The 10,655-nt window shown below is 52.2% G+C and carries 9 protein-coding genes; 2 read left to right on the forward strand and 7 right to left on the reverse strand.

Annotated elements, in window-relative coordinates; all coding sequences use genetic code 11:
• Nucleotides 1-256: 256 nt before the first annotated feature.
• From QJ48_RS23475 to QJ48_RS23485, 4 genes are all read right to left on the reverse strand, one after another.
• Nucleotides 257-1,957 (reverse strand): M3 family oligoendopeptidase, encoded by a 1,701-nt coding sequence (locus QJ48_RS23475; protein WP_054975916.1) that lies wholly within the window; start codon nucleotides 1,955-1,957, stop codon nucleotides 257-259.
• A 170-nt stretch (nucleotides 1,958-2,127) separates the two neighbouring features.
• Nucleotides 2,128-2,469 carry a hypothetical protein gene (locus QJ48_RS23480; protein ID WP_054975910.1) on the reverse strand — a complete coding sequence of 114 codons (342 nt, stop codon included), beginning with the start codon at nucleotides 2,467-2,469 and terminating at the stop codon, nucleotides 2,128-2,130.
• A gap of 201 nt (nucleotides 2,470-2,670) precedes the next feature.
• The gene (locus QJ48_RS37055) at nucleotides 2,671-2,823 is read right to left on the reverse strand and encodes a hypothetical protein (protein ID WP_157261737.1); all 153 of its coding nucleotides are present in this window, start codon (nucleotides 2,821-2,823) and stop codon (nucleotides 2,671-2,673) included.
• A 68-nt stretch (nucleotides 2,824-2,891) separates the two neighbouring features.
• A complete protein-coding gene (locus QJ48_RS23485) occupies nucleotides 2,892-3,545 on the reverse strand; it encodes a 3D domain-containing protein (protein ID WP_054975911.1) in 654 nt (217 codons plus the stop codon).
• 165 nt (nucleotides 3,546-3,710) lie between these two features.
• On the opposite strand from QJ48_RS23485, the gene QJ48_RS23490 reads away from it, so the two are divergent.
• On the forward strand, nucleotides 3,711-4,871 hold the full coding sequence (locus QJ48_RS23490; RefSeq protein ID WP_054975912.1) for an acyltransferase: 1,161 nt from the start codon (nucleotides 3,711-3,713) through the stop codon (nucleotides 4,869-4,871).
• Nucleotides 4,872-4,957: 86 nt separating this feature from the next.
• On the opposite strand, the gene thrS is transcribed toward QJ48_RS23490, so the two are convergent.
• Nucleotides 4,958-6,895 carry a threonine--tRNA ligase gene (thrS, locus tag QJ48_RS23495; protein ID WP_054975913.1) on the reverse strand — a complete coding sequence of 646 codons (1,938 nt, stop codon included), beginning with the start codon at nucleotides 6,893-6,895 and terminating at the stop codon, nucleotides 4,958-4,960.
• 332 nt (nucleotides 6,896-7,227) lie between these two features.
• Nucleotides 7,228-8,160, reverse strand: coding sequence for a putative sporulation protein YtxC (gene ytxC, locus QJ48_RS23500; protein WP_054975914.1), 933 nt, complete (start codon nucleotides 8,158-8,160; stop codon nucleotides 7,228-7,230).
• A 210-nt stretch (nucleotides 8,161-8,370) separates the two neighbouring features.
• Between ytxC and QJ48_RS23505 the strand changes: the two genes are divergently transcribed.
• Entirely contained in the window at nucleotides 8,371-9,897 is a 1,527-nt protein-coding gene (locus tag QJ48_RS23505; protein WP_054975915.1) for a L,D-transpeptidase family protein, read from the forward strand.
• A 96-nt stretch (nucleotides 9,898-9,993) separates the two neighbouring features.
• Here the strand turns inward: QJ48_RS23505 and QJ48_RS23510 are convergent.
• Nucleotides 9,994-10,655, reverse strand: a 662-nt coding sequence (locus QJ48_RS23510; RefSeq protein WP_337589637.1) for a radical SAM protein, incomplete at its 5' end; no start/stop codon positions are given.

The raw sequence follows: 10,655 nt of genomic DNA on the forward strand, positions 1-10,655 counted from the left end.
AGACAAGGGATCACCTTCACTTCCACATTCATTGTGTCATAAAATTTCACTTAGCTGGAATTATTTCGGATGACAGCATCAAGTCCCATTATGAAGTTAATTGACCAACTTGTCATTAGGAATTTTAAAATTTTACAATTTTTTTTGAATTCTCCTTAAACACCAGTGAATTGAAAACAAAAAAAAGAGACGAAAAATGTAAATTTTTTTCGTCTATCAGTAAAATTTTGTTAGTTTTCAAGACTGCTATCGAATTCTAGAACGCATGAATGTCCGCCTTTTCCAGCCACGCGCCGATATCACCGATGACCGACTCGACTGTGCCTTCCGCAAACGGAGAAAGCAGTCCCGCCACCTCCACCAGCTCGCTGAACGAACGGCTGCCGCCTTCCCGGCAAAGCCTGACGTAATCGTCCCAAGCCAGCTTGCTGTCGCTTTGCGCGCGGGACCAGAATTGGAGCGCGCAGATTTGCGCCAGCGTGTAGTCGATATAATAAAACGGCGTTCGAAAAATGTGCCGCTGCTGATACCAGTACCCGCCGCGATTCAGCAAATCGTTCTCCTCCAGCGCCAAATCCGGACGATAGACCGATTCCAGCTCACGCCACTTGGCTTTGCGCTCCGCCGGGGTCGCTTCCGGGTGCTCGTACACGAAATGCTGGAATTCATCGACCGCGGTACCGTAAGGAATGAACAGGATAGCCGCGCTCAAATGCTTGTACTTGTATTTGTCCGTATCTTCGCGGAAAAACAGCTCCATCCAAGGCCAGGCGAAAAACTCCATGCTCATCGAATGAATCTCGCACGCTTCCAATGTCGGATGCACGTATTCCGGCACCTCATGATGGCGGCTCATGTACTGCTGGAACGCATGTCCGGCTTCGTGCGTCAGCACGTCGACATCCCCGCTCGTTCCGTTGAAATTGGAGAAAATAAAAGGCACCTGCTCCGATTTGATATACGAGCAGTAGCCGCCGAGCGCTTTGCCGGTTTTGCTGACGAGATCCATCAGTCCGCGCTCCGTCATCATCCCGAAGAAAGCGTCGGTCTCCGGCGACAGCTCGGCGTACATCCGCTTGGCGTTGTCGACGATCCAATCGGCATCGCCTTTAGGCGTCGGGTTACCTTTCGGAAAACGATAACTGGCGTCATAGTAAGTTAACCGTTCCAGGCCAAGCATCTGCCGTTGCTGCTCTCGGATGCGCGAAGCAAGCGGCACCAGATGCTTCCGCACCTGTTCCCGGAACACGGCAACATCGGCCGAGTCGTAATCCGAGCGCTTCAGACGGTCGTATCCAAGCTGAACGAAGTTCGGATAGCCGAGCTTTCGGGCGATGCTCGTCCGCACTTGGACAAGACTATCGTAGATTTCGTCAAGAGCCGTCTCGTGCTCCGCAAAAAAAGCGTATCCCGCATCCAGCGCGCGCTTGCGCGTCTCCCGGTCGGTAGACAGCGTGTAAGGCGTGAGCTGAGCCAGATTGAGCTCGCGGCCGTCAAACGAAATCGACGCGGAGGCGGTCAGTTTAATATAGTCGGAGACAAGCTTATTCTCCTGCCGCAGCTCGTCAATTATTTCAGGCGCGAACGTTTTCACGGTTCTCTCGGCGATCCGGAACAATTGTTGGCCCCATTGCTCTTCCAATGCCGCCCGGTAAGGCGATTCGGCCAATGCCGCATAATACTTCGACAGGAAGCCTTGATACACCGGCGTCTGCTGGTCGAAAAAATCCTGCTCCGCTTTATAGAACGGGTCGTTCGTATCGATGGTATGCCGGATACGGGCGATCGCGGCCATCGACTCGAAATGGCTCCGAAGCTCATTCAACCGGGTCAGAAGAGCCTGCTGCTCCTCCGCCGAACCGGCCTCGGAGAACTGCTGCAGCGATTCGTTCATCTGTTGCGTCAGCCGCTCCATATCCGGGCGTTCGTATACAAAATCTTCGAACTTTCTTGTCATCATCGCTTCATCCCTTTCCATGTCTATCGGGCGGATAACCTAACCGTTGACCTTCGTTAGAAACATAAGGGGGCAGGGCGTTTTTGTCAATATGCGGAAACAAAAATAAGCCTCCGACGCCAACAAACGGCGAACAGACGCTTTATGCGGTCCATGATCGTTTCCTTGGTTTAATCCAATGCTCTCGACAACTCTTCGCTTACGGCCACCAAATCGTTCGGTTCACTTTCATTCAAAATGGAGCGGGCCTGCTCAATCTCCACCCGCAGCACGCGAATTTGTTCCATAGGCTTTTTGACGTAGTGGATGTATTCGACGGCCAGATGATGATCCGGCTTTTTCCCTGCAAATAACCGACGAAAAGTTGACATCATTTGATAGCTTCTTTCTTCCATCATCCGCTTTTTCTCGTAACGTTCGATGGTTTGCTCCAGCTCCGCTAGCTGCTCCTCCTTACGGGCGATATACGCTTCGAGAAAAGGATACACTTCCGCCGCTTTCCGCTGGTTCATCCTTGCCGAACCCCCTGACGGCACAGCATTCAACATGAAACCTCACCTATCCTATGATGTTAGATATAATTACATCGTTAGTATCAGTTTACACCAAAATCCCCGCTTTGAAAATAACGAATTTCGTTCGGACTCCCGTCAAGCGAAAAGAAGAAGCCTCGAAATCTCATTCGGGCCTCCTCCTTGGATCTGCTTATTTCCTTATTGTCTTGCCGATTCGCTGGCGCTCTCGCTCGGGTTGTTTTGAGCCGGCTGCTTCACGTTATTTGCCACGACCTCCTCGGAAAATTCCGTATCGGTCTTCAGGTTTTTATTGATATTTAGATTTAAATTTTGATTTTTATTTTTAGCCATCACTATCACCTCCCCTGATATCCTTTATTATGGATTTCAAGGAGGGACGCTATGCTTAGCAAATTTTTTTAAAACAGCAGCTCGCTTTTCAATTGGTTCCAGAGCGCTTCGTTAATTTTTCCGTCGCCCCTTTTTACCACGAAGACATTCAACGTTTTTTTGCCCCACTCTTTGTACACTTGATCCTTCGTCTCGAAATACAAGTCGATCCGGTTGCCTTTGATAGCACTGCCCGTATCCGCGACAATCCCGTAGCCGTAGCCGGGAATGTACAGTACCGTTCCGATCGGAAATACCTTCGGATCTGCGGCGATCGTGGAGAACGATTGGACGTCCCGGGTAACCTTCATTCCGGAAAACGTGACTCCGTATTCGGGATGTCCGGGGTTTTTGCCAGTCGACTCCCGTCCGGCATAATATCCGGTTGCCGTCACCTCGACGGCTTTATAGTTGGATAAATCTTGTCCCTTGTGGGGAAACAGCTTGTAATTCATCGTTCGGCGGCCGCTTGCGGCAGATACGGGCTGGGAGTCAGGCTGCTTGACCTCCGGCTTGTTGACACCGGGCGTATGCAAGGATACGGGTAAAGCGGCGATCGGCAGCTCATTGTTCGGCGCGGTAGACCGCTTGTAATCCTGTTGTTTTTCAAACCATATCAAGAAGGACAGCATCAACACGATGAACAAGATCCATTTGGCATGGCTTGCGGTTTTTGGTAGCATATGCTTGGTTTAAACCTCCCCTTACTAGAAGAGGCTCTCCAACATTCGCAAGATCTATACACGGTCATATGCCGTCGCAAGCCGCACTGATTATAAAATTTTGTTTAAATATTGGCGGTTGACCGATACGTTATGTATTATTTTTATAAAAGGAGGGATCGCAATATGGGAAGTTTGCGGTTCAAACAATTAGATTCGTTGAGAGGTTTGGCAGCGCTTACAGTTTTGTTTCATCATCTTTTATTGGCTATGCCGCAAAAGAATGCATTTACTACAATTCTTGAAGTTACGCCTGCCAGATTGTTTATCAACGGGCATGGGGCTGTGATTTTATTTTTTCTGCTCAGCGGATTCGTATTGTCGCTACCGGTTTTGAACGGAAATTCACCCCCTTACTTTTCATTCCTCGTTAAAAGATTATTCCGAATTTATGTTCCTTATTTAGTTACAATTTGTATCACCATTTATATTGCCATTGTTTTATATCAAGGTATTTTGCCTGAATTCAATTCCTTCATCAACCAATCGTGGAAGAACGCTTCCGATCCCTCGTTAATCGCGGAGCACATTTTATTCATCGGCAACCCTCATACGATATCTTATAATCCTGTGATCTGGACGCTCATTCACGAGCTGCGCATCTCAATCATTTTTCCGTTCATCGTGCTCATGGTCAAAAACCTCAACCCCCTTGTCTCTCTGAGCGTTTGCATTCTCCTCACTTTCATTGCCGGATTGGACGGTATGTTATTTAAGCTTCCTAGCAATGGGTACCATTCAAGCTACTTTGATTCCTTGCATTATTTATCGCTCTTTATCATCGGTTCGTTAATTGCTAAGTATAGAAAGCAGCTGATGGATATGTACCTTCATTCAAAAGCTTCCTTGAAATGGACGGTGCTTGTCGCCGGATTGCTGTTTTATAATTATTCCGAAGTGTTGAATAAGTATTTCTTTAAGAAGCTGTTCGATACGCCCTATAATTTCTATTTATCCGAGTATGGCATCGCGATGGGCGCATCCGTTTTCATTGTCGCTTCGCTCGCTTCTTCCAGGCTCTCTAACGGGTTAACCCATTCCGGTTTCGTCTTCCTGGGCAAAATATCGTACAGTTTATATTTAACTCATTTGGTGGTCATGTTAACGCTTGCTCACGCTTTGCACGGGCGATTGTCCAATTCTATGATCCTGTCCCTATCCTTTATAGGAGCACTCATGGTAGCGGCAGTTTGCTGGTTTATGATCGAGCGGCCTTCCATGCAGTTGGGAAAATATTTAACGCGGAACAAGCAAGCCGCATCTAATCAACCTACACGCCCGCTTTAAAAACAGCTTCCCTTGGTCCAATGCAAAGAGCCTGCCCCCTTCAAAACAAGGAGCAGGCTTTCTGCAAATCATATCGCTATAGCAGCTTACGCTTGCTTGGTTCGGATCTCTTCCCGAATCATTTCGATGACGCTATCTACGCTGTGTGCGCCGAGGTCGCCTTGACCGCGCTTGCGGACGGAAGCACCGGACGCTTGCACCTCATTTTCGCCGACAACGAGCATGTACGGAATTTTCTCAAGCTGCGCTTCGCGAATTTTGTATCCGAGCTTCTCGTTGCGCAGATCGGCTTCGACGCGAATTCCCGCGTTTTGCAGCTTCGCTTCGACTTCCTTGGCATATTCGTCGAAGTTGCCGGAGACCGGAAGCACCTTCGCCTGGACCGGACACAGCCATGTCGGCAGCGCGCCGGCGAAGTTCTCAAGCAGGAAAGCGGTCATCCGTTCCATGGTCGAAATAATGCCGCGGTGAATAACGACCGGACGATGCTTCTGTCCGTCAGCTCCGACGTATTCCAATTGGAAGCGTTCCGGCAGCAGGAAGTCGAGCTGCGCGGTCGACAGCGTCTCTTCTTTCTTGAGCGCGGTCTTGATCTGCACGTCCAGCTTCGGACCATAGAAGGCCGCCTCGCCTTCCGCTTCGAAGAACGGCAGTCCGAGCTCTTCGACTACCTCGCGAAGCATCCGCTGCGACATTTCCCACATTTCATCGTTTTGGAAATATTTCTCCGTATCCTTCGGATCGCGGTACGACAGGCGGAAGCGGTATTCCTTAATACCGAAGTCCTCGTATACTTGGCGGATCAGGTTGACGACGCGCGCAAACTCTTCCTTGATTTGATCCGGGCGGCAGAAAATATGCGCGTCATTGAGCGTCATCGCCCGGACGCGGTGCAGGCCGGTAAGCGCTCCCGACATCTCGTAGCGGTGCATCGTTCCGAGCTCGGCGATCCGCACCGGCAGGTCGCGGTAGCTGCGCATGTCGCTCTTGTACACCATCATATGGTGCGGGCAGTTCATCGGGCGCAGCACAAGCTCTTCATTGTCCAGCTCCATCTTAGGGAACATGTCTTCCTGATAATGCTCCCAGTGGCCGCTCGTTTTGTACAATTCCACGTTGGCAAGCACCGGCGTGTAGACGTGCTGATACCCGAGACGCTCCTCCAGATCGACGATATAACGCTCCAGGGTGCGGCGTACTTTGGCGCCGTGCGGCAGCCAGATCGGAAGGCCTTGACCGACTTCGCTGGAGAAGGTGAACATTTTCAGCTCTTTGCCGAGCTTGCGGTGGTCGCGTTTTTTCGCTTCCTCCAACAAGTGCAAATGCTCGTCCAACTCCGATTTTTTCGGGAACGCCGTGCCGTAGATGCGCTGCAGCATTTTGTTCTTGGAATCACCGCGCCAGTAAGCGCCCGCTACGCTGAGCAGCTTGAACGCTTTGATCCGTCCGGTGGACGGAAGGTGCGGTCCGCGGCACAGGTCGAAAAATTCGCCTTGGTCATAAATCGTAATGACCGAATCTTCCGGAAGGTCGCGGATCAGCTCCAGCTTGAGCGGGTCCTCCAGCTCGCCGAAAATGCTCAGCGCTTCCTCGCGGCTGACCACCCGGCGGCGGATCGGCAAGTTTTCCTGAACGATGCGTTCCATTTCTTTCTCGATTTTGGTCAGATCTTCCGGGGTGATCGACGTTTCCATATCGATATCGTAGTAGAACCCGTCTTCGATCACCGGTCCGATGCCGAGCTTGACGCTTTTATTGCCGTACAGCCGTTTGATCGCCTGCGCCATCAAATGCGCCGTACTGTGACGGTATACCTCCAGGCCTTCTTCGCTGTCCAGCGTAACGATTTGCAGCGCAGCGTCTTCTTCGAGCGGTGTGCTCAAGTCGAAGAGCTTTCCGTTCAGTTTGCCTACGACGGCATTTTTTTTCAGACCCGAGCTTATCGAGCCTGCGATCTCTTCCACCGTCGTTCCCTGCGGATATTCCTTCACCGCTCCGTCGGGGAAAGTTACTTTTACAGCCATGTCCACTACCTCCAATAATTGTAGAAAATACAAAAAGCGTATCATCCCGAAAGGGACGAGTACGCTTAGCTCGTGGTTCCACCCTAATTCAATCCGCAGCTCATCGGTTGAACAAAAAGAACATGCTGCGAATCCTCAACTCATTCGGTAACGGGAATGATCCGGCGATTTATACTGCGCGTCTCCACCCGCTGGTCTTATCGGGCGAGGGCGACGTTTTCCAAATCACGGCTACAAAGGGGTAACCGATTGACGTTCGCTGAAGGGGATTGCAGCCGGGTGTCCCCTCTCTCTGGACAGCACTTCAACCGATCGTGTCTTCGATCTTGGCCTTATCCCTTATTATATTCAGCCGCCGTCGAGCGGTCAAGGTTTTGGCATAGCCGACAGTAGCCGCACAGCTCCACTCGGTTTTCGAAAATTTGCCGGATCGTCTTGATCACCTGCAAATCCGGTTCGCGGGTGTGGATATAGATCTGCTGCGGAGATACCGTAATCAGCGTGCTGACAATCATATCCTCGAAATTCATATCTTTCTCGAGCGTTTCTACCGTCACGACGGCATCCGCGTCGTTCGTTTCGATCTTCTCCAGATGCTCGCCAAGCAGCATAAACTCATTGCCGCCTTTATGGATAAGGTGTACGAACGGAATTTTCGCTTCTTGAATATAGACGAAATATTGCAGAAGGGAAATGAACTCCCGATACTGCCGGTCCATGACGAATTCGTCGACGGCATATTCGACAACTTCGCGGAGCTCGTTCAAGTAATCCGGCGCCCGGAAGCGCAGAAAGCCGTCCAAATTCAGCTCCGTATGCTCTTCGATGTATTCGGTAAGCAGGGCGGTCAGATTGTTTTTCCGCCGCAGGTACGCTTCACTCTTGTCCGATTTGACCGCCGCCGAATCGCTCTGCTCTCCCAGCATTTGGCTGCAATAGCCCAGGATGCTATCCGTCTCTTCGTCCTGCTTGTAATGAAACTCATGACGGATCATATGACGCAGCAGACGCTGCTCTTCTTCAGCCAATAAATAGTCCGCTACGGCGCCGGCTGCCGCTTCATATAGCGCGTGCCCGTCGGCCTGCAGTTGAAAAGCCGGCATAACCGCGCTCACTTCGACTCGCTGCAGACCGTTCCGCCGGTCCAGAACGATCCGGATCTTGTTCTCCTTATGTAGCCGTTCGCCGAAAAGCTCGACAAGACGCAAAAGCCGATCAGCCTGAGCTTCGGAGCGTTTCACCATTACGATCGTCAACAGCTTCATCCAGGGTCACACTCTCCTTTCGGGCCTTACGATTCCTTTAAAGTATATGGCTGGACCTTCGCAGATATACAAAGTACAGTCGCTGGGGACGTAGCAATAACTGTGAGGAGAATTCATCAGAAGCCTCCTTAAACGATACTAATTGTATTTTTTAACATGACTATGATACAATATGTATCAATTACGAAATACGATCCTGGGAGGTTTGCTATGCAGCATCTTCGCTCAAGGTTCAAATCGCCGGCTGCGGACAAGCTGGTTCGTCTGCACAAAAATATTTATCTTAATCGCAGCGATCCCAAGTACCACGAAAAGGTGATCACGTATCTCGATCCGCACTCTCCCGAGGCGCATTACAAGCTGGGGCAATATTTCGAAAATAACGGCAATATCGGCAAAGCGCTGCAGCATTATAAGGAAGCGATGAGCACGTATCCTTCGCCGTATTATTTTCCCGCTTCCGGCTCGATCCGGCGGCTGACGAAGGAGAAAGCTCCCGCTATCCCCGGACCTCAAGCTGCTTCAGACACAATTGCGCCCCGTACCAAAAGAAAAGGCGCTGCCGCCGGCCTAAAAATGCTGCTGTTGGTGCTCCTGTTCATCAACGTGCTGCTGCTTGCGCTGTTGTACGGACCGACCGCCGTCTCGAAGGTCGTGTCGGCGTTTATGCCTTGGAGCGTCGGGAAAGAAGTAACGTACGAAAGCATCGAAACCGCCTACGTCTTGCATTTTCCTTACGGAGAGCCGCAGAAGGCGGTGGAGGAGGCGCTTCATAAGAAAGCGCTGCAGCTTGCAAACGATCATCCGAAGCAAACGATCGTCCTGTACGGTGTGGCTTCCGGCGTGCGAACGGCCGATAACCAAGCGGTGCCGCTGAGCGACGAGCAGCTTAAAACCAAGGCGTTTGTCTTGGCGGAATACAATCCGGCCGTCGATACTTCGGTCAAAATCCGGTTCCTTCACCCGGAATTTCAAAAGCTCCGGACGACGGCCGGAGCCCAACTGATCCGCACGGCGCTTGAAGCTTACGCTGCGGATCACGGATCGCCCCCCTCCTCCATCGAACAGCTGTTTCAGCCTTATCCCAATAATTACGCCAGCTATATGCCTATAGAAACGATTACCGGTTCGGCTCATGTCCGAACCGTTTTTGATGGGAGCGGCGGATGGGTTTACGATGCCCATGCTCAAGACCCCGCGCGCAGGTTTTATCCCAATGTCGCGTTGGAGGGCATATCCGGGACGGCAGCCGCCTCCGCCAGCCTTCCTTTCGAACCGGTTATGGTCACCATAGACAAAAACGCCCACTTGCTCCGACTGAACGCCGGCCCGATGGTGCTCGCGGAGCTGCCGGTTGGACTGGGCGCCGACGGTCGAACTCCAGACGGCACCTTGACCATCCTGGAGCGGGTCCGTGAGCCGCAAGGAAGTCGCCCGGGGGTTTATGGCACCGCTGCCTTGGGGATGGGCGACATCGCCATTCACGGCACCGCGGACGCAGCATCGATCGGTGCAAACCGGTCGCTCGGCTGCATCCGGCTGACGAACGAGGCGATGTCCGCTCTGTACCCGCTTGTGCCGCGGGGCGCGCGGGTCGTCATCGGCAGCGGCGGAACGGGCGGAAGCGGCGGCGCCGCGGTTCTAGTCCAGCCGGAGCTGCTGCTTCCGGGCAAGGGCGGTTTGGGCCGGGAGGCCGAGGAAACGGCCGGGCACCGTGTCTTTCAGTGGCTAGGCTAAGCGTTGGCGCGAGCCGTGCATAAACATACGCAAAAAGACGCCTGCCTTCAAGCCTGAGATGGTTCGAAGAGCAAGCGTCTTTGATTTTATTTTGTGCTAATTTTGCATAATGAAGTCTTTATGCACCCGAACCGTTTCGTCGTCGAAACGGCGCAAAATCTCATAGCGCGTATTGCGCTGCGCGGGAATTTTTCCCGCTTCCCGAATGAGCTGCAGCGTCGATCCGATGTTCACCTTGTGCGTCGTCCCTGCCGCGGAAACGACGTTTTCTTCGATCATCGTCGAGCCGAAATCGTTGCAGCCGTAGTGCAGCGACAGCTTGCCGACCTCCGGTCCCATCGTCACCCATGACGACTGGAAGTTCTTGATGTTGTCGAGCATGATGCGGCTGATCGCGACGTTTTTCAGATAGTCTTGCGGCCCCAGCTTTTCCGCCTTCAAATTCGTGTTGTCCGGCTGGAACGTCCAAGAGATGAAGGCCAGGAAGCCCGGCGTATTGTAGCCGTTCGCGAGGCATTCATCCTGCGCGTCGCGGATGCGAAGCAGATGCAGCGCGCGTTCCTCGATCGTCTCGCCGAAGCCGATCACCATCGTTCCGGTAGTACGCATTCCGACCTTATGGGCCGTTTGCATGACATCCATCCAGTCGCGCCACGAGCCTTTCAGCCGGCTGATTTTGCGGCGGGTGCGGTCGTCAAGAATTTCCGCTCCGCCTCCGGGCAACGAAACCAGTCCGGCGTCGTGGAATCGCCCCGACG

Origin of the sequence: Paenibacillus sp. A3 (assembly GCF_001399685.1) — a bacterium.
Classification (GTDB): Bacteria; Bacillota; Bacilli; order Paenibacillales; family NBRC-103111; genus Paenibacillus_G.